We start from the raw sequence: 21717 nt of genomic DNA, 5'->3' as shown, positions 1-21717 counted from the left end.
CAGGCAATTTTTATTTGAATGCAATTTTGCCACGAAGGCACTAAGACACAAAGTTTTTGTTTCTCGCAGATTTAAAAAGATTTTAGCAGATTTTAAAAAATCTTTCAATCCTTTTAATCTGTGGCTATAAACAAAAAAGGCGCAAAAAATAAAAACCTTTGCGCCTTTATGCCTTTGCGGCTATATCTTTCTAGAACTGGAAATAAATAAATGGCTGCGAACCTGCAACTGCTGTTGCATAAACAATCCAGTAAACGAATCCTAGAATTATGGCTTTTACTAATAATGGCGTTTTATCGAAAACCGATTTCATTCCGTTGGTGAATGATTCTGGCAAGAAATGCCAAACATAACCGAACAACATTAATCCGAAAACATTTTTGTAACCTAATACAATTGTTTTCCAAAGTTCTGGTTCGAAAGTCAATTGTCCAATATTATTAATTACTTGCAAAGCTGTTTCGAAATCTCTTGCTCTGAAGAAAATCCAGCAGAAAACTACAAAATGAAAAGTGATCACGATTGAGAAAAATCTCCACAAAAAATTAGGGCTTTTATCTTTCTTCGAAGGAAAAAATTCCATGAATATTTTATGAACCGCTAAAGCTAATCCGTGAAGTGCTCCCCAAACTATAAATTGTGCTCCTGCTCCATGCCACAAACCACCTAAAAGCATTGTAGTAAACAAATTGAAATTGGTTACTAGTGTTTGTTTTATTTTGCTTGAAAGTAAAAATGATAAAGCGAAAATCAAAATACTGATTCCTGCAATGACAAGCGGAATTACACTCTCATTATAACAAGACATTCCCCAAAGCAACAATCCGAAGAAAAATAAACTTGGGAATAAATATCCCGCGAAAGATCCTTCTCGATTTCCTCCAATCGAAATGTATAAAAAGTCTTTTAACCAAGTCGAAAGCGAAATATGCCATCTTCTCCAGAAATCGGTAATCGAAGTCGATTTGTATGGAGTTCTAAAGTTGACTGGCAATTTAAATCCAAGCAATAATGCAATACCAATTGCCATGTCTGAATATCCAGAGAAATCACAGTAAATCTGAATGGCATATCCATACGAAGCCATTAAATTTTCGAAAGAAGTATAACTCATTGGCGTATCAAAAACACGGTCAACGAAGTTTACTGATATGTAATTTGAGATTACGGTTTTCTTAATTAATCCTCCAATAATCAAAAACAAGGCATTGTTTACGTCTTGTTTTGTCAAGTTTAATTTTTGATAAATCTGAGGCAAAAAGTCTTTCGCACGTACAATTGGTCCCGCAACTAATTGAGGGAAGAATGACACGAAGAATAAATATTCGATGTAATTTTTTGTCGGTTTAATTTCTTCTCTATAGATCTCAATAATATAACTCATAGATTGGAACGTATAAAACGAAATTCCAACAGGAAGAAAAACATTATGAAGTGCAAAATTACCATGAAACATATCGTTGTATGTCACGATCAAAAAGTTCATATATTTGAAATAGCCTAAAAGTGCTAAGTTCAAAATAACACTTATCACCAAATAAAACTTCTTAACGCTGTTTCTACTTTCTCTGTAAATAATTTGGCTTAAACCATAATCTACAACTGACGATAGTAATAACAGCAAAAAGTAAATTCCGCTAGATTTATAATAAAAGAAAAGTGAAAAGAGAATAACATACGTTAATCTCAAATAAAATGTTTTGCGTAAAAAACCATACACAAAATAGAAAACCAAAAATAATCCTAGGAATAAACCGGTATTGAATAAAAGTTTTTCATCTTCATTATAAACGAACCAACTTTTAACTTGTTCTATTGTAATTGCACCAAAATTTTGAATGAACCAATTATTAATGCTATCTATTGCTGTCAACTTACTTCTTTGATTTAAAATTATCGTATGATCTCAAAAATGCCTGAGTAAACAAATCTCCCTGTTTCTCGTATCCTTTTTTGGAATAATGAACCCAGTCTGGCCCAATTAATCCTTGTACTTTTAATTGTCTTATGCCACTCATACCTCCAAATTCGTCGTACAAATCCCAAACTGCAAAACCGTCTTTCTGGGCTATATCTATAATTTGTTTTGCATAATCATCAATATAAGTATTGGGCTTTCTTCTTAGTAAAGATGGTGGCGGCGTCATTACAATAATTGGCGCATCTATTTTCTGTGCTCTTATATTGCGAATAAACTCTCTTAGTTCTTTGATATAATTATTAGCATCTAAGTGATCGTAACTTTCATTTGTTCCTAAAGAGAAAACCAGTAAATCTGGATGCAATGATTTTAACTGATCAAAGAATAACGGATATTTGTTGTAATCAGAATATTTAGCTCCGTTCACTCCAATTCCGCTGTATATAATTCCTGGAGTATCTTTTTCTAAAATAATTCCGTTTAACTCGTAATCTTTTGCATCTTTGCTCGGAATCAAGAAAATTCGACTTAAAGCATTTTCGGAATTATAATAGTGCGAATATGAATCTGATTTTATTGCCAAGGGGACAAACTCTGACATCGAAATGGTCTTTTGTCTAGTTTCCTTTGTTGCAATTCTTAAAGTTCTTCCCGCTCGGATATTGTTAGATTTTAAATGATTGTCTCTTTTAATTTCTGCAATCGAAACATTGTATTTGTCTGCAATGGTCCCAAGTACTTCGCCTTTTTTAATTTTATGTGTAATTACTTTGGGCTCTGTGGTCTGAATGGAGTTGATTTTAGACGAAATAGCTAAATCAAACATATTCTGATTTTGGGGCGTAATAAGTTTTATTGTATTGAATTTATAAGACAGATCTTTTACGTTCATTTCTACAACAAATCCGCCGGAATCTCTCCAAAGTCCAATTCCACTTAACCCAATCGGACAATTTTTAACTGGGTGAATATTTCTATAACTTTCCCAAACTCTATTCGATTTGAAACGCTCGTTGTAAGAACCATTTGTTTTAGCCAATTGATACGGAAATACTAAACCGCGTCCTGCATTACCAAATTTCTGCTGCAGTTTTTTTCTGATTTCATTGGTCATCAAATCACCTTGAATATGAGAATCTCCAATATGTACAATATTGATTTTCTGATTCTTCTTATCTTCATTTTCTTCCAGTTTCTGAAAAAAATCGGTTAACGCTTTAGCATTATAAATCTGACCATCAGAAGGAGCATAAATTGCTGCTGTATCTGCTTTTTGAATCATACTTTTTGGTGTTGGATCTAAATCTGTTTTTGGAGTTTTTTCATTTGTTGCAAAAAAAAGACAACAAGAGAAAAGAATAAGTTTATTTATCATACACTGTCTTTTGTTACTGAAACGGAATCGGGTCTGGCTTTTCTTACTGGTTTAGGCTTAGTTCCTTCAGCATCTCTTTTTTCTCTGAGCACTTTATATTCTTCGTATCCTTTATTCAACTGTCCGTATAGCAAATTACCAATTGCTTTTGCACCTCGTTGGTTAAAGTGGGTATAATCTTTATTTGCTTTTGCTGGAGTCTCATCTACCCATTTGATCATAGAGCCATCTCCTCCCATAAGAGTATATAAATTCACAAACCCAGCTTGTGCTTCCAGCGCATAATGCTTTTGCGCCTTCATAAGAGGAACTACAGCAGAATCGGTTTTCATTTCCAAATCATATTTCGTCGATTTATCAGCAGTAGAAACAATTAAAATTGAAACTCCTGGAAAAGATTCTTTTATTTTATTTACGGTTTTAGTCATTCCTTTTTCATACCAAGAATAATTTTTAGTTCCGTAATTTAAAACGTTGGTTCCGTAATGAAGAATAATCAAATCATATTTTAAACTATTATTGAAAGCTCTCATTACATCTGCATTGAACATCGAAATTGGAAGTCCAGAATTTCCTCTTTGGGAGAAATTATCAACATGAACTCCACTTCCGTTATCAAAATTAAATCCGTAAATCGGAATAGAATCTGCTTGAACAAAGTTTGCTTTGAAAGCTTTTAAACTTCCAGATGAAACTTTTAAGGTGTTCACTAAATTATTCGGAGAAAGACTTTTCTTAAGTGTATCTTTCCCTATAATAAAATTCACTTTTCCTACTTTAGATGAACGTCCATAAAATAACGTTGCATTATCTAAAGAAGTAGAATATTTGTTAAGTCCAGCTTCATACTGAACCCAAGTTGAATTGGATTTGTCATTTGCAAAAAACACATGTCCGTTAACTCCAAAAGGACTTGTTGGCCTTTTTACATTTAAGTAAGACTGCGTTTTCCAGTTTTTAGAATAAGATGATTTTACAGAACCTCTTGAAGCAGCAGATTCTGAAGTAATAGAAACAAAACCAACACCGTTTCCACCAAAACGTTCCTGATAATTAGTACGAACGTCTTGTACGATTAAATCTCCATCGGTCATAGAATCTCCGTAGTAAGCAATTCTAACTTTGTTTTGTGGATTTTTTTCTAGCTGATACAATTTCTCATAGAAAGAAATCAGGTATTGATATCCTTTGTAGTTTTCGAATGTTTCAGCAGGAAACTCGATTCCTTCTGTTTCATCAAAAACAATTTTCTGCCCGCTTAGTGCTTCCTCGCTTTTTGCGATACTATCTTTATCTAGCGATAGTGAATCTTCTGCAACAGATTCTAATAGCAAACTGTCTATCAATATATTTTTAGAATCTAACTTACTCTCAGAAAATATTTTGTCTGGAAGGATTTGTTTAAACCCAATAAAAGCAACCAACGCTAAAGCCACGATTGCAAAAGACTGAAAAAAATAAGATTTTGTATTCACTTAATAATTATAAAATATGAAGGACTGCGTTCAAAAATTAAACCAATTAAATAACTGTTAACTTATTGCAGAAAAAATTTGTGCAAAGATAGAATAACATTTTGTTTCTGTTTCATTTTAACAAGAAAGTAGAACAAAAAAAAGAGGTTAGAAAAATCCTAACCTCTTTATCAAAAAAAAAAAATAAAAAAAACAAAGCTAATGATTAACTAAATTTTAATGCCGAAGCATTTTTAAGTTAAAATGAAATATTCTTTATAATCTTTAGATTTTTTCATCTATGAATTTATTTTAAGATAGCATATTGGAATGATGGATGTCCTCTTTCTAAATCTGCTTTTGCTCCACCTGTAAATTTCATTTTGTATACATTTCCTGCTGGATCTTTTACAACAAAGAATCGATCGGTTTTTAAAACAAACTGAGTTATAATATCTCCGTTTGGTCCTGTAGCAGAAGTACCTCTCCAGTTTGAACCAATATTTCTTTGGTCCGCAGTAAACTTAGCCGTTTCAACATTAGCCAATGTAAAGTTCTCATATGTCGTTGTCGCCGTTACTAACACTTGGTAAGTTTGTGCTCCTCCTTTTACATTATTAACTACATAATCGGGGTAGAAATATGGCACTGTAGACCCTGCATAAGGAATCACATTAACAAAGGTTGTAAAATTAAGATCCCATTGTGCCTTTTGTGGTTCAACGCTAACCGTTTTATTATCTAGCAAACTAAAGAAAGTAAAGTTATAAGCAGAATTTTTAGCAACAACAACTTCTTGGTGTGTTGTTGCATCAATATTAGCATATTGAATTTTATAGTCATTTCCACTTTTTAAAACTCTAATTTTTTTCCATCCTCTTGTTGCTCCTCCCACTGCACCTTCTTTTCCTAAAACTGGAGCTACATCTGCCGGTTTATTTCCTAAATAAACTAAATAAACTTTATTTTCAGAATCAGTTGCAGATACTTCAGCAATTGCTGTTTTTGTAATATCACCAGCTGAGTCATCAACTTGAGAAGAAAACCCAGTTCCTTGAGAAATAATCATCGTTTCATCAGCTACCTGAACCTCATCAATATTGCTTGTTTCAAGTTTTTTTGCAGCCATTTTAACTGAGCTGTTTAACACTACTCTAAATTCTGAACCAGAGTAAAATCCTAGATCCCAAGAATTACGTAAGGCAGAAGTCATTTTTCCACTACTTAAATCAATATAAACTTGATTTGGTTCCATTGGCCCACCAACTTCTGGAGACAAAGACGTTCCTAAAGAAGCGGTTTCGTTAAAGTTTACTTGAATTGATTTGTTTTCAGAAATTACAGCATTAATAGTTGCACTGCTAATAGTAAAAACAACATTTTTAACTTCGCCTTCTATAGCCTCTTTTAATTTCTTAAAAGTAAATGTTACCGAAGAAACATTTTTTTCGAAAGGAACTATTACTTTACTTGCAGCTATTGCTGGTGTTGTATTGTAATCTGTACCATTTGCAACTGCAGTTTCAGTGTAAGACAGAGTTAGCGACCCTGCTGAAGCTGTTGGAGAAGCAAATTTAATTTCGATTGGAGTTGTTTCAGCAGATAAATTTACTGAAGTTGCAGCGAAAGCAACTACATTAGCCTGCGCCACTTCATCATCACTACTACAAGCTCCAATAGCAAGCAGTACAAAAGATAATATTAAAATAAAGTTTTTTTTCATGGTATTGATTTATTAATTAAAATTTAGATTATATGTTAGTTTAAGAAAATAAGAGCGTCCATAAGCAAGCATTAATTCTGAACTTCCAGAACCATGAGCTCCTCCACTTGCACCACCGTTACCCTGAGTAATTTGAACAGAAGTAATATTGAATAAATTACGAGCACCAACTGTAACTTCAAATTTATTATTGAAGAATGTTTTACGAGCCGAAGCGTCCATCCAGCTATAAGGTTTAATTTCATTCAAATAAAATTTTGCTTTACCGTTTTCGTCTGTCCCTGCTGCAAATTGCTGTTGCTGCCCATTATATTTATAATAAAGTGCTAGCAAAGTATTCCATTTTGGAATATTATAAGAAACGCTAGAATTCAACTGTAAGGAATACAAAAATTTATCATCAGAACTAATATTCAACTGAGCCAAATCTAGCTTTTGTGAAATACCAACAAGTGCAGCTCCAACTTTTACATTCCAGTTTTTATAAGCATATTGTTCTGTGGTTGAAATATTCCACATTTTGTACTTATTGATATTTATATATTGATACTTACCTGGAAGCTCAACTAAAACCATATCAATTCTGTCATTAACATCTAAAAAAGTTACGGCAAGATTATTTGCTATTTGAGCTCCCGAATCAAAGTGGCAGGTTCTTTTAAAACTAACTTCATATGAAGTACTATTTTCTGGAACCAAATTAGGGTTGCCTTGTACATTATGATTAGAATCTACAAAATAGGTATATAATTCATCAAAATTTGGCGTACGATATGATTTCCCAAGAGAGGCTCTAGCTTCTAATCCTTTTTTGAAAAGATATCTCAGTCCTAACGAACTCGCATATTGGTTTTCAAAAGCAGACTGAAACGAATATCGAAGGCCTGGGCGAATAGAGAATTTATCTGTCAAACTAATCTCTGCAACTGTAAAAATATCGTAATTCTCTAATCTCTTTCTGACATCTTTAGACTGAAGCTGATTATCTAAAAATGTTCCTGCAGCACTACTATAGAACCCATTTTCATTCGTAATCTCATAACCAAGCTGGAAATCGACTTTTTTATTATTAAAAAAGTTACTTAACGCTCCTGTTGAATAAAAAACTTCCTTAGACTGATATGTAAATCTGTTATTATTAGATTCTTTCTGAGTCTCCATTTGATAATCAAACAATTCTGCATCTCGTTCTTGTTTTTGATGCGAAATAGAAATATTGTAGTTTAATTTAGAAAAAACCTTTCCGTTTGCATTTAAATGATGGTAAAACCTATTTGTAATGTATCTTTTGTCTCTCGTAAAATAAGTCTCAGGGAAAGGATAATTATCTTGAGGAACCAATATTGGACTATAATAATCTACATTTTCCCCATAGTAATCAAATTTGTAGAAAATTTTAAAACTGTTTTTCTGGTATCCAAGCATTGCATTTCCAACCCATTGTTCTTTTGGTAACCAACTGTACCCTCTCAAACCATCTGTCGCATAATGATCTTTTCCTTTCATATTATCATAGAAACCTTCAAAATTATTATGATTCCCTCCTACATTCACAAACCAATTATCGTTAAAATTATGACCTATTTTTGCTGATTGAATATGACGTCCTTTATCAGAAAATGAATATTCATTTCCTACTGTTTCTTCCTGAACAGTTGCACTAATATCCCACTTATGAGTTCCTCCTTTTTTAGTAATAATGTTCAATATACCGGTAACAGCATTTGCACCATGAGTTACTCCCATAGAGCCTTCTATAATCTCGATACGCTCTACGTCATCAAGATTCACTTGCGTTAGATCTACATTTGTCCCCATTCCAGTGTCACTTACCAATGGTATATTATCAACTAAAATTTTAAAATACTGTGAATCCAATCCAAACATAGAAACAGTCGAACGTCCATCACTCCCACTATTTCGAATCGTAATATTTAAGTATTGGTTCAAAACATCCGCAAGATTATTTGCTGCTAATTGTTTAATATCTTCTTTTGAAATTACACGCACATTAAAAACAGACTTCTTTATAGATTGTGGTTCAAACTGTCCTGTAACAACAACCTCTGAAAGTTTTTCCTTAGAGGCAATACTATCTTTCTGCTGAGCAAAAGAATATGTACAAAATAGAAATCCAGCAAAAAGGGTAATTTTAATTTTCATTATTTTTATTCAGTCTTAATAATCGACGCAAATATATAACTATTTTTAATTGTTCTAAATTAAATTTATATATTTGCGAAAATTTTAAAAACAAAATAATAAGTTATGATTTCAAAAAGCCTCTTTTTGTCAGCCGCTATGGCTTTAACATGTGGTCTTGGATTTAGTCAGGACAAGAAACAACAAGACATAAAATCTATTAAATCGATGTGTGGTTGTTATGAAGTAAAGTTTAATTTCACAGAAACTTTCTCTTACCCAAAAGATTCTCTTACTTATAAGCCTTCTGAAACTAAACATGAATCTGCTTTAGAATGGGTAGAATTATTAGAAGATACTCCTAACAAAATTGTCATGCAGCATTTACTTATTGTAAGTCCTGATATGATTATCAAACACTGGAGACAAGATTGGCTATACGAAAACACAGACTTATATACTTTTGATAAAGGCAATTCTTGGAAATACAAGAAATTAGACAAAAAAGCCGTAAAAGGTCAATGGACTCAAAAAGTATATCAAGTAGATGATAGTCCAAGATATGAAGGTTCTTCAACATGGGTTCACGTTGACGGACAAGATTACTGGGCAAACGTTGCCGATGCTCCACTTCCAAGAAGAGAGCAGACAAAACGTAACGATTATAATGTTTTAAAAAGAAGAAACATCCACGAAATTACTGCTACAGGATGGAATCACGAACAAGACAATGATAAATTAGTTCGTGACGACGCTGGAAAAGATGTATTACTAGCACAAGAAAAAGGGTTTGATGTATATACTAAAGTTCCAGATGTAAAATGTATTGCAGCTCAAAAATGGTGGAAAGAGAATAACGCACTTTGGAAAAACGTTCGCGACAAATGGCAGACTCTTTTTGACAGACACCAAGACTTAAACTTAGAAGCTAAAGTTGAAAGAAAAGCTCTTTATTCTCTTCTATTTGATTTAAAACCAGATACTGCAAAAGCAGAAACAGATAAAATCATTGACAAATTTGTTAAGTAATTAGAATTAGTTGTTATAAAAAAGCCGGAAGTTTTGAGACTTCCGGCTTTTTTTTATTTTTTCACTTCAATTACTGAGCACACTCAGAATATGTAACAGCATGTTTTGATAAATCTGTCCATTTTGGATCTGCTGAAGATGCAGTGATTAATTTATCACATCCGCTCCACAATGTTGCAAACTCTTTTTTGTATTCTTTTTTCTTTAATAAAAATGCAGGTGCATCTTTTTTAGCAACATAGTAAGATTTAGCATCTCCACCTACAAATTTAATACCTCCAACTCCTAAAGAAGTAGTTTCTTTTGCATGTGGATCACAGTATATTTTAAATTCTTTACTGAATGCAGGGTTCAATAGTTGCATTAAAAGTTTTGAAGTTTTTTTCTTAACTTGTACATCCGCTGTTTCAAAATAAGCATAACCTTCTTTGATGTACTCTTGGTTCAGTTTATCATCATTCCATTTTTGAAAATCTGTTCCAAAATCAATTTTTTTAGTCAAATTGTCAAGTCCACTTGGTGGCAAATACATAAATTTAATATCTTCTGGTTTTAATTTGTGCTTTTTTCCAGCTGCGTCTTGCAATTTAATAAATTCAATTAACCCTTTATCTCTGTCAATGTCACGAATAGTTCCACTAATTTCTGTTCCGTCTGCTAGCGTAATGTAAGCTGTTTTACTGTGTGAAAATCCATAAGATGGGTTAATTAAATCTTGCGCTTTTGTAGCTGTACATGCTAAAAAAAGCATCATTAAAAGTAAAGTTTTTTTGATCATTGGTTTTTGGGTTTAAAATTTTGCCTACTCTCGCGATTTTCGGCTTCCTCGGTTATTTTTTACAGTAAAAAAATTATTTAAACACTTATATCTACTAGCCTTAGAAGCTATTATTATCAAATATTTTCTTACCGTAAACATAATTATAAAAACGATATTTACAAATGTTATTTTCTATTTTTTACACGAAAATTCAGTCAGTGAATTTCTTAATAATAAAATAAGAAATTCTTTAAATTCTTCTCTAAATATTCAGTAAAGAAATACAATCCTGTCTTGCATGACAATAAAAAAAGAGCCGATAATTAAAGTAATTATCGGCTCTTTTTTTTTACAATCTACAAAAACTACATTCTCTCAGGAACTTCAATTCCTAATAATTGAAATGCAGATTTAATTACCTCAGCAACTTTCTGAGAAAGCTGTACTCTGAATATTTTTTTAGTCAAATCAACTTCTCCTAAAATATGTACTGACTGATAAAAAGAGTTGTACTCTTTTACTAAATCGTAAGTATAGTTAGCAATTAATGCCGGACTATGATTTTGAGCTGCATTTTGAATTACTTCTGGGAAAAGTTCGATTTGTTTTACCAATTCTTTTTCTTTTTCATGCAATTCTTCGATTTCAATTTTCGCAGAAAAATCAAAATCGGCTTTACGGATAATTGACTGAATTCTAGCGTATGTGTACTGGATAAACGGACCTGTATTTCCGGCAAAATCTACAGATTCTTCTGGGTTGAACAAAATACGTTTTTTAGGGTCTATCTTCAAAATGTAATATTTCAAAGCTCCTAAACCAATTGTTTTATACAATTTAGCTTTTTCTTCATTAGAATAGCTATCTAATTTTCCTAAATCTTCTGAAATCTGTTTTGCCGTATCTGTCATATCTTGCATCAAATCATCAGCATCTACAACAGTTCCTTCACGACTTTTCATTTTTCCAGAAGGTAAATCTACCATTCCGTATGATAAATGATATAAATTTGAAGCCCAATCAAAACCTAATTTCTTCAAGATTAAGAACAACACTTTAAAGTGATGATCTTGCTCATTTCCAACTGTATAAATCATTCCACCAACATCTGGCATATCTTTTACACGCTGAATTGCTGTTCCGATATCTTGCGTCATGTAAACCGCTGTTCCATCAGAACGCAAAACAATTTTACGATCTAAACCTTCATCTGTTAAATCGATCCAAACAGAACCGTCTGGGTCTTTTTCGAAAACTCCTTTATCTAAACCTACCTGCACAACATCTTTACCTAAAAGATAGGTGTTACTTTCATAGTAATATTTATCAAAATTGACTCCAAGATTGGCGTAAGTTGTTGCGAAACCTTCATAAACCCATTCGTTCATTTTTTTCCAAAGCTCAATCACTTTTTCATCACCAGCTTCCCACTTTTTAAGCATATCTTGAGCTTCAATAATGATTGGTGCTTGTTTTTTAGCTTCTTCCTCTGTTTTACCAGTTTCTATTAAACCATTAATTTCAGCTTTGTAAGCTTTATCAAACTCAACATAATACTTACCAACTAGTTTGTCTCCTTTTAAACCAGAAATTTCAGGAGTTTCTCCGTTTCCGAATTTCTCCCAAGCTAACATTGATTTACAGATATGAATTCCTCTATCGTTGATAATTTGCGTTTTATAAACTTTTTTACCAGAAGCTTTTAAAATTTCTGCAACAGAATATCCTAACAAATTGTTACGAACGTGTCCTAAGTGCAAAGGTTTATTAGTGTTTGGAGAAGAATATTCTACCATTATTGCTTTTTCGCCTGGGTTTGGAGCCACAAAACCAAATTGTTTTTGGTCTTTTATTCCATTAAAGAAATCTAGATAATAACTATCTGAAATCACAATATTCAAGAAACCAGAAACTACATTAAAGCGCGCAACTTCAGAAACATTTTCTACTAAATAATTTCCAATTTTATTTCCCAATTCAGCCGGATTACTTTTAATCACTTTTAGCAAAGGGAAAATTACCATTGTAATATCTCCTTCAAACTCTTTTCTAGTCGTTTGAAATTCGATTTTATCAACAGTAACATCAAATAATGCTTGTATTGCTTTTTGTATAGAAGGTGTAAGAATTTGTTGTAATGACATGTAAACTTATTTTAAAGTGAGCAAAGATACTGCTTATTCATCAATTACAGAAAATCAAAAACATATTAAATTCGAGAAAAGAGTTTTGATTTGACAAAAAAGCACATTTTTTAATTGTTAAAATTATCAAAAAATCAAAAGGCTAATCTCTTACAAAACAGCGAATGAGAAAAAAATATCTTTTTTTTCTATGATTTCTTGTAACATATCAATCGTAAAAGAGTCTTAATAGAGACTTTAATTTTTTGAGGTCACGAAAAAAAACAAAAAAAGAAACCTAACAAAACGAATCATCATCAATCAAATCAAAAAAAATAATCAGTAAAAAATCATGAAATTAAAATTCTTTCTGTTTGCGTTATTGGGGATAATCGCAACTGCACAAGCCCAGAACAATGGAACTGTCTCTGGAAAAATTACTGAAAAGTCTAATGGCGCTCCAATTTCTTATGCTACTGTTTCACTTAAAGAAAATGGAAAAGTAGTTTCAGGCGTTAACACAGACGATAACGGGGACTTTTCTTTTAAAAATATTGCCTTAAAAAGCTATACTATCGAAATTCAATATATCGGATTTAGAAAATATATTGGATCTGTACTTTTGAGCGAAAACAAAAAATCGGCAACTGTAAATGTAGCTCTTGAGGAAGAAGCTACACAGCTTAAAGGTGTAAATATTGTTGCTGAACGTTCTACTATTGAACAAAAAATCGATAGAAAAGTAGTTAATGTTGGTAAAGATTTAACTACAGCTGGAGCTTCTGCATCAGATATTATGAATAATATTCCTTCTGTGAATGTAGATCAGGACGGAAAACTTTCGCTTCGCGGGAATGATAATGTTCGTGTATTAATTGATGGACGTCCTACAAACATAGATCCTGCTCAGTTATTGAAACAGATTCCGTCAACTTCTATCAAAAAAATCGAGCTGATTACCAATCCAAGTGCAAAATACAATCCAGAGGGAATGTCTGGAATCATTAATATTATTTTGCACAAAAATGCAAATACTGGTTTTAATGGATCGTACAGCGGCGGTATTACTTTTGGTAAAACTGCAAAATACAATCAGTCTTTAGATTTAAATTATAAAACTGGAAAAGTAAATTTCTTTGGAAATGTGGGACAGAATTTTGGAACTTACCAAAACACAGGATTCATCCAAAGATTTGATCAAGATATCGTTCAAAATATAAATGTCTTGAATGATAATGATTCTTACTTATACAAAATTGGAATGGATTACTTGATTGATGATCATAACACTTTATCTATTTATACCAACCAGAATAAATCTACTGGAAAAGGTTATGTAGATACTGATATTGATTATAATAATGTAACTGGTTCTGATATTTCTAATATCTTTCAAAAATCGAGATATTGGGGACCTGACAGAGTTGGAACATACAATTTGGCATACAAACACATCTTTAAAAAAGAAGGTCATACTTTAGATTTTGAGGCAAATTATAGTGATAATAAAGAAACTCAAAATGCTTCTTTTGACACAAAAACCACTAAAATTGACAATAGTGCTTCAGATGTTGTATATGATGATTATCTACAAGGGACTAGAAAATTAAGTACTGTAAACGTAGATTACGTTAATCCGTTAAACGAAAAAACCACTCTAGAAGCTGGAGCTGAAGCTAGAATTACAAGAACGGCTAACGATTATATTACTGGAAATCCTTTGTTGCCTGTTGCAGACCAAACGTCTCATTACACTTATGATACAGATATTTATTCTGCTTATGTAACATTTGGACAGAAATACAAAAAGTTTAGCTACCAATTAGGAGCGCGTTTTGAAAGCTATAAAGTACAAGCTAATTTAAATTATGGACAAACAAAATTTGATGATGATTATATCACATTATATCCATCTGCTTATTTAACGTATAATTTAAATGAGAAAAATACTTTACAATTTAGCTATAGCCGTCGTGTTGATCGCCCGAGTTTAGAGCAGACAAAACCTATTCGTGAATTTGCTACTCCATTAGTTACTTCACTAGGAAATCCTGAATTAAGACCTCAGTTTACCAACTCTGTAGAAGTAAACTATACTAAAACTCTTGAAAAAGGAAGTTTTACAGCTGGTGTTTTTGTGAGAAGCATTAATGATCAAATCAGCAGAATTTTATATCCAGATCCAGCAGATCCAAGCATGGAAAAACAAATTATGAGTTTTACCAACTACGATCACAATACAGCTTACGGATTTGAGCTTTCATTCAATTATAAAATTACAAAATGGTGGGATATTCAACCATCTATCGATTTCTCAAGTATTAATCAGCAAGGTATTGTATTCCAATATGATCCAGCAACAAACACTAGTAACCCAATTGATAGAAAAATTACAGTTGCTGCTTTCAACGGACGTATGAACTCTAACTTTAAAGTAAACAAACGTTTAAGTTTCTTAGCTTTCGGATTCTATAGAGGTGCTACAGATGGACTTCAGAATAATAGCCACGAAATGTACAAAATGGATATTGGTACACGCTATACATTATTAGACAACAAAATGAATTTAAGTGTTCGTTTCAATGACGTTTTCAACACTATGAAATATGCTTTTGACACCATGTATCCTTATCCGCAAGCGGGTCAGTTTAAATGGGAAAGCCAAACGGTTTACTTTGGTCTGACTTACAACTTTGGAGGCGGAAAAATCAAAAATTTACAGCGTAAACAAAGAGATGACAATACTAACAAAGGCGGGGGCGGAATGTTCTAATCTTGCCTGAGAAGATTTTAAATAATTTTTGAATAATTTCTTGTAGAAAAAAAGTCTGGAGCTTGCCAACTCCAGACTTTTTTTTGTTTTATGAAAAACTATAAAAAATTGCGCAATTCTTTTATTTCTTCGGGATTTGCTATTTCAGAACCATCTGTAATTGCTGAAGAATGATAAAAAGTGAGATCTAATTTTTCTTGAAGTAATTTTATATTTGAAGATCTCAAACCACCACCTGGCATAATTTCTATTCGATCTCCTGCCAATTCCTGAAGTCTTTCTAGAGCTAAAATTCCTTCCTCTACATTTACTCCTTGGCCAGAAGTCAAAATTGTTTTAAAACCGCAGTCAATTACCGATTCGAGAGATTTTTCAGGATTTTTAACCACATCAAAAGCGCGGTGGAAAGTACACGACAACGGATGTGCCAGATGCACTAATTCTTTATTTTGCTTTTTATTTACTTTTCCGTTCTCCTTTAAGATTCCGAAAACAAAACCATCAACTCCAAGCTTTTTATAGTGTTTAATATCTTGTTTCATTTCGGTAAGTTCCTCGTCCGAATAAACAAAATCGCCTCCGCGAGGTCTTATAATGACATGCATTTTTATATTTAAACTTTCACGGACTTTCACTACCAAAATAGAATTCGGAGTAGTTCCTCCCAGTTTCATGTTTTCACATAGCTCAATTCTGTCCGCACCATTTGCTTGAGCAATTAATGCCGATTCATAATTAAAACAAGCTATTTCTAGTTGATTTTTTTTCATTTATATTTTATTAAAATGGCTTCTACTCCGCTCAGCATAACAAATCGCAAAACAATTATGTTCAATCTTTGTCTCCCTGAGCGAAGTCGAAGGGCGTGCCTATTGGAACGTGGGCTTTGACTCCGCTCAGCCTGACAAGTCGCCTTTGTTCTACTAAACAAAACCGACGGCTAATTTAATACTAAACATCCTTTTTATTAAAATTTTTATGAGTTGTTTTATTCAAACATTGAGAAAGTTTTTTCAAGTCCTCCCATTTATCTTTTATTATAGCTTCTTTCTTTTTCCTGCTCCAGCCCTTTACTTGCTTTTCAAATGCGATGGCTTGCGTTACATTATTAAACTCTGTGCAAAACACTAGCTCTAAAGGTCTTTTATTAAATGTGTAGCTTTCTTTGTTTAAACCATAATTATGTTCATTTAGTCTTCTATTTATATCATTTGTCATTCCTGTATAATAACTTCCATCAGAACATTTCAAAATATAGACGTAATATCTTTTCATAATTTTTTTATTTTCAAAATAATAAAAGTAAGAAATTTAATTCAAAAATATTACGCGATAGAGTTTGCCAATTGGAACGAGGCTTCGACTTCGCTCAGCCTGACAAATAGAAATCAAACACATGCAATCGTCAAAGTTTTGTCCCCCTGAGCGGAGTCGAAGGGCGCTCCTATTGGAACGTAGGCTTCGACTCCGCTCAGCCTGACAAATCGTATAAAAAAAAACCTGCTCCTAATAAGAAGCAAGTTTTAAAAAAATATAATGTAAGATGATTATTTTACCATTTAATAATAGCACTTGCCCAAGTAAATCCACTTCCGAAAGCTGCTAAAACTACAGTATCTCCAGATTTGATTTTTCCTTGTTCCCAAGCTTCTGTCAGAGCAATCGGAATAGATGCGGCTGTCGTGTTTCCGTATTTCTGGATATTATTATGAACTTGGTCGTCTGTTAATTTAAATTTGTTTTGAATGAATTGTGAAATTCTCAAGTTTGCTTGATGCGGAATCAACATATCAATATCTGAAACCTGAAGACCATTTGCCTCTAATCCTTCATTAATTACTTCGGCAAAACGAACTACAGCGTTTTTAAATACAAACTGTCCATTCATATATGGATAATAACTTTCGTCATTTGGATCGTTATCTGCAATAATATCTGTTACCCAACGCGCGCCCATTCCTGGTGCTTGTAATGCCAATTCTTCAGCGTGTTCTCCTTCAGAGTGCAAATGAGTTGACAAGATTCCTTTTGTCAAATCTTCTTCACGGCTTAAAACTGCAGCTCCTGCCCCATCTCCAAAAATTACTGAAACTCCACGTCCGCGGGTTGTCATGTCTAATCCTGTAGAATGAACCTCAGAACCAATAACTAAAATATTTTTGTACATTCCAGTTTTAATATATTGGTCTGCAACAGAAATTGCGTAAACAAAACCAGAACATTGATTTCTAACATCTAATGCTCCAACTGTTCTTAAACCTAAATCTCTTTGAACCAAAACACCTGGTCCTGGAAAATAATAATCTGGACTTAATGTAGCAAAAACTACAAAATCAATATCTTCTTTGGCAACGCCAGAACGCTCTATTGCAATTTTAGCTGCTTTTACTCCCATTGAAGTCGTAGTGTCTTCTCCACGGATAATGTGTCTTCTTTCTTGAATTCCAGTTCTTTCCTGAATCCATTCATCATTGGTATCCATTATCTTAGACAAATCATCGTTAGTTACGACATTGGAAGGAACATAATATCCTAAACCAGCTATTTTTGAATGATACATAATCTATTATTATTTATTAAAAAATTGGATTGCAAATTTACGCATACTTTAAAATATACGTACACAAAATACTATTTTTTTCGTTATTAGCAATTTAATATATTTTAATTCTACACTAACTTATCATCAATTACTTCTTGAAAAGCCAATATTAAGACACAAATATTGAAAAAAATTAAAAATCAGACTCAAGATGTAACAACATAAAAGTATTTTAGACAAACATTTTGAATACTATTACAAACCCATAAAATTTAAACTATGAAATTAAAGGTTACGCTGTTTTTATTTTTAAATATAAGTTTTTTCTCTTTTGCTCAAGAGAACCTAACTTATCAAAAACCTTCCAAATCCATTCTAGATTTGGCAGATTACCAAAGAGCGCCTTCTGTATCTATGGATACGAAAAAAGAAAACATGCTTTTAATGTATCGCAATACCTATAAAACACTCGATGATCTCAATCAAGACGAAGTTCGTTTGGCAGGCTTAAGAATTAATCCTGTAACTAATATCTCAAGTACTGTAACTTACTTAAACAATCTGAAACTAAGAAAAATAAATGGCAAGGAAGAAATTCAAGTTAAAGGTCTTCCTGAAAATCCAAAAATAACAAACATTCTTTGGTCGCCAAACGACAAAAAAATCTTATTCTCTCACACTACAAATTCAGGTGTTGAGCTTTGGGTTTTGGATGTAGCGACAGCGCAGGCTGAAAAACTTACAGAAGCTAAAGTAAATGCAAATCTTGGAAATCCGTTTAGCTGGTTTTTGGATAGTGAAACGATATTAGTAAAAATGCTTCCTAAAAACAGACAACCGCTTTTGGATTCTAAAAAAGATCTGCCAACGGGTCCAATTATTTCGAATACATCAGGAGAGAAATCACAAAACAGAACGTATCCTGATATGTTGAAAAACAAAAACGACGAAGCTAATTTTGAAAACTGTATAACTTCTGAATTATACAAAGTAAAACTAAATGGTGATGCGGCTTTATATAAAGAAGCGGCTATGTATTTTGGAGAGAAAATCTCGCCAGATGGCAATTATATTATGTTGACTACTATTCAAAAACCATTTTCTTATGTAGTTCCTTTATATAGATTTCCTTCTAAAACTATTGTTTATGATTTAAGTGGAAGAGAAATTAAAACTGTAAATGAGGTTCCTTTAAACGAAATTATGCCAAAAGGTTTTATGGCTGTTCGAAAAGGAAAAAGAGAAATGGCGTGGAGAAACGACAAACCTGCAACGTTATCTTATGTCGTAGCTTTAGATGAGGGGGATCCAGCTAACAAAGTCGATTTTAGAGATGAAGTTTTTCTTTGGGAAGCACCTTTCGACAAAGAAGCATCTTCATTAGCAAAAACACCACAGCGTTTCAGCGATATTACTTGGGGTAATGACAATCTAGCGGTTCTTTCAGAAGAATGGTACGATACTAGAAACACTAAAACATTTTTAATAAATCCCTCAAATCCAAGTCAGCAGCCAAAACTGATTACGGATAGAAACTCTCAGGATGTTTATTCTGATCCTGGAGTTTTCGAAACAAGAAAAAATGCCTATAATAAATATGTTTTAGCTATCGAAAAAAATAATTTATATAGAATTGGTGAAGGTTATACTAAAAACGGACAATTCCCTTTTGTGGATGAATTCAATCTAGAAACTTTAAAATCAAAACGCATTTATACGTCTCCTTATAAAGACAAAAAAGAGGATATTTTAGAAATTGAAGATTTTAATTCTGGAAAAGTTTTAGTTCAAATTCAATCTAAAACAGAATATCCAAATTACTATTTCAGAAATATTAAAAAACAAAACAGCTTAACACAAGTTACTGATTTCAAAAATCCGTTTGAAAGCATTAAAAATGTCAGCAAAGAAGTTATTAAATACAAACGTAAAGACGGATTAGAGCTTTCAGGGACTTTATATCTTCCTGCTGGTTATGATAAAACGAAAAAAGAAAAATTGCCGCTATTGATCTGGGCTTATCCAGCAGAATATAAAGATAGAAACAGCGCTTCGCAATCTACTCAAAATTCTAACGAATTCACATTTCCTTACTATGGATCATTTGTATATTGGGTTACAAAAGGATATGTTGTTTTAGACGATGCCGCTTTTCCAATTATTGGTGAAGGAACTACAGAACCGAATGACAACTTTATTTCGCAATTAGTAGACAACGCAGCAGCAGCGATCGATGCTGTTGACGCTTTAGGCTATATCAATCGTAAAAAAGTTGCCGTTGGAGGTCACTCTTACGGAGCATTTATGACGGCAAATTTATTAACACATTCTGATCTTTTTGCATGCGGAATTGCAAGAAGCGGTGCGTACAACAGAACATTGACACCATTCGGGTTCCAATCTGAACAAAGAAATTACTGGGAAGCGCCAGAAGTTTACAATACAATGTCTCCATTTATGAATGCTGAAAAAATGAAAACTCCAATTTTATTGGTTCATGGAGAAGCAGACAATAATCCTGGAACTTTTACTTTGCAGACAGAACGTTATTTTCAAGCATTAAAAGGTTTAGGAGCACCAGCAAGAATGGTTATTCTGCCAAAAGAATCACATAGTTATGTGGCTAAAGAAAACATTCTTCATTTGCTTTGGGAACAAGATCAATTCTTAGAAAAGTATCTAAAAAACTAAATTCATAATTTGATTCCAAAAGTAAACCCGACAAGTTTTTAAAATCTGTCGGGTTTATTATTTTAACAATTAGAAATTATCTAATTTTCTAATTGACACATTCCCTAATTATAAATAATTTAAAGCTAAAAATACTTCTTGTTCGAGTGGTAAATCTATTTCACTTTCAAAGAAGATCAATTGCCTTTTATAAACTGTTTCTATTAAATAATGACTTCCTCTAAAATAGGTTCTTCTAATTTTGACCATCAATTTTGATTCAGAAACCATTTTAAATTGATGTGGATAAACTAATGTTTTATGAGTTTCATCTTCATAAGACAATAGTAAATGGGTTGGAATTTCATTTACTTCTCCAAACAAAGAGGCAACATATTTTACTTTTGGGTCTTCGTATATTTTTGAAGGATCATCTTTAACCAAGACTTCTCCATTTCGCATTACGATTGCCTGATCTGCAAAAGACAAAGCATCGGTACTGTCGTGGGTAGCGATAATACAAGTAATTCCTTTTTGTTTTAGGTAACGGAATAAATTACGACGTAAAGCATTTTTTCTAAAAGCATCAATCTGGCTAAATGGCTCATCTAGTAAAATTACTTCTGGTTCTAAAGCCAAAACTCTAACCAGCGCCACTCTTTGCTGTTGTCCGCCACTTAAGAATTTGGTTTTAACATTGGCAAACTGATCCATTTCCACCATTTCTAATAATTCCTGAACACGAAGTTTTTTCATGTTTGCAAAACCATTAGAAAGAAACTTCCCAACATTTTCTGCAACTGTTTCATAAGGAGACAAATCAAAATCTTGTGCCAAATATTTCATATAAGGCATTCCGGGAATCAAATTAAACTTTGGTCCCAAAATAGGCTTATCTCCATAAAAAATCTTTCCCTCGTCCAGATCGTAAAGTCCATATATAAGCTTGAGGAGCGTACTTTTTCCGCAGCCGCTCTCACCTATGATGGCAATATTCTGGCCTTTTTCAATAGAAAAAGAGATGTTTTTTATAACGGGGCTTTCGGTGTACGAAAAAGATATATTTTGTATGTCGAGCATGAGTTGTAATATGAGACGTCAAATTTACAATGTTTAATTTCTAAAGTCAAAAAAAAGCTGCTTCAATTATAAAACTCTTCGTAAGTAAGTTTATTGCCAGAAAAATCACTTAAAAATTAACATTA

14 protein-coding genes are annotated in these 21717 nt (G+C 32.6%); 3 read left to right on the top strand and 11 right to left on the bottom strand.

Going from position 1 to position 21717, the window contains the following annotated elements:
* Positions 1–190: 190 nt before the first annotated feature.
* The 5 genes from JI750_RS18870 to JI750_RS18850 all read right to left on the bottom strand — a co-directional run bounded on the left by JI750_RS18870 (position 191) and on the right by JI750_RS18850 (position 8636).
* Positions 191–1873, bottom strand: a complete 1683-nt coding sequence (locus JI750_RS18870) for an MBOAT family O-acyltransferase (RefSeq protein WP_202005860.1) — start codon at positions 1871–1873, stop codon at positions 191–193.
* Between the two features lies 1 nt (position 1874).
* On the bottom strand, positions 1875–3296 hold the full coding sequence (locus JI750_RS18865; protein WP_202005858.1) for a GDSL-type esterase/lipase family protein: 1422 nt from the start codon (positions 3294–3296) through the stop codon (positions 1875–1877).
* Entirely contained in the window at positions 3293–4771 is a 1479-nt protein-coding gene (locus JI750_RS18860) for an SGNH/GDSL hydrolase family protein (protein WP_202005856.1), read from the bottom strand. Before JI750_RS18860 ends, JI750_RS18865 begins: the two co-directional genes overlap by 4 nt.
* Before the next feature lie 286 nt (positions 4772–5057).
* Complete coding sequence (locus JI750_RS18855) at positions 5058–6473, bottom strand: HmuY family protein (RefSeq protein ID WP_202005854.1); 1416 nt, start codon at positions 6471–6473, stop codon at positions 5058–5060.
* Between the two features lie 12 nt (positions 6474–6485).
* Positions 6486–8636 (bottom strand): TonB-dependent receptor plug domain-containing protein, encoded by a 2151-nt coding sequence (locus JI750_RS18850; RefSeq protein ID WP_202005852.1) that lies wholly within the window; start codon positions 8634–8636, stop codon positions 6486–6488.
* Positions 8637–8741: 105 nt separating this feature from the next.
* Here JI750_RS18850 and JI750_RS18845 point away from each other — a divergent pair, with 105 nt between their 5' ends.
* On the top strand, positions 8742–9644 hold the full coding sequence (locus JI750_RS18845) for a DUF6607 family protein (RefSeq protein WP_202005851.1): 903 nt from the start codon (positions 8742–8744) through the stop codon (positions 9642–9644).
* Positions 9645–9714: 70 nt separating this feature from the next.
* On the opposite strand, the gene JI750_RS18840 is transcribed toward JI750_RS18845, so the two are convergent.
* Together JI750_RS18840 and argS are read right to left on the bottom strand one after the other, a co-directional pair.
* On the bottom strand, positions 9715–10422 hold the full coding sequence (locus JI750_RS18840; RefSeq protein WP_202005849.1) for a hypothetical protein: 708 nt from the start codon (positions 10420–10422) through the stop codon (positions 9715–9717).
* A 347-nt stretch (positions 10423–10769) separates the two neighbouring features.
* Complete coding sequence (gene argS, locus JI750_RS18835; RefSeq protein ID WP_202005847.1) at positions 10770–12548, bottom strand: arginine--tRNA ligase; 1779 nt, start codon at positions 12546–12548, stop codon at positions 10770–10772.
* Positions 12549–12879: 331 nt separating this feature from the next.
* On the opposite strand from argS, the gene JI750_RS18830 reads away from it, so the two are divergent.
* Positions 12880–15300 carry a TonB-dependent receptor gene (locus JI750_RS18830; protein WP_202005845.1) on the top strand — a complete coding sequence of 807 codons (2421 nt, stop codon included), beginning with the start codon at positions 12880–12882 and terminating at the stop codon, positions 15298–15300.
* A 98-nt stretch (positions 15301–15398) separates the two neighbouring features.
* Here JI750_RS18830 and JI750_RS18825 read toward each other — a convergent pair whose 3' ends face one another.
* The 3 genes from JI750_RS18825 to JI750_RS18815 all read right to left on the bottom strand — a co-directional run bounded on the left by JI750_RS18825 (position 15399) and on the right by JI750_RS18815 (position 17860).
* The gene (locus JI750_RS18825) at positions 15399–16070 is read right to left on the bottom strand and encodes a copper homeostasis protein CutC (protein WP_202005843.1); all 672 of its coding nucleotides are present in this window, start codon (positions 16068–16070) and stop codon (positions 15399–15401) included.
* Positions 16071–16251: 181 nt separating this feature from the next.
* Entirely contained in the window at positions 16252–16575 is a 324-nt protein-coding gene (locus tag JI750_RS18820) for a GIY-YIG nuclease family protein (RefSeq protein WP_202005841.1), read from the bottom strand.
* A gap of 277 nt (positions 16576–16852) precedes the next feature.
* Positions 16853–17860: a 3-oxoacyl-ACP synthase III family protein gene (locus JI750_RS18815; protein WP_095929390.1), complete on the bottom strand. Its 1008-nt coding sequence runs from the start codon at positions 17858–17860 to the stop codon at positions 16853–16855.
* A gap of 261 nt (positions 17861–18121) precedes the next feature.
* On the opposite strand from JI750_RS18815, the gene JI750_RS18810 reads away from it, so the two are divergent.
* The gene (locus JI750_RS18810; protein WP_202005839.1) at positions 18122–20533 is read left to right on the top strand and encodes an alpha/beta hydrolase family protein; all 2412 of its coding nucleotides are present in this window, start codon (positions 18122–18124) and stop codon (positions 20531–20533) included.
* Between the two features lie 108 nt (positions 20534–20641).
* Here the strand turns inward: JI750_RS18810 and JI750_RS18805 are convergent, their stop codons facing one another.
* The gene (locus JI750_RS18805; protein WP_202005837.1) at positions 20642–21592 is read right to left on the bottom strand and encodes an ABC transporter ATP-binding protein; all 951 of its coding nucleotides are present in this window, start codon (positions 21590–21592) and stop codon (positions 20642–20644) included.
* Positions 21593–21717: the final 125 nt, after the last annotated feature.

This window comes from Flavobacterium tagetis, assembly GCF_016735615.1.
GTDB classification, from domain to species: Bacteria; Bacteroidota; Bacteroidia; order Flavobacteriales; family Flavobacteriaceae; genus Flavobacterium; species Flavobacterium tagetis.
The sequence above is the reverse complement of the archived record's forward strand: the minus strand, read 5'-3'. Positions and strand labels throughout refer to the sequence as shown.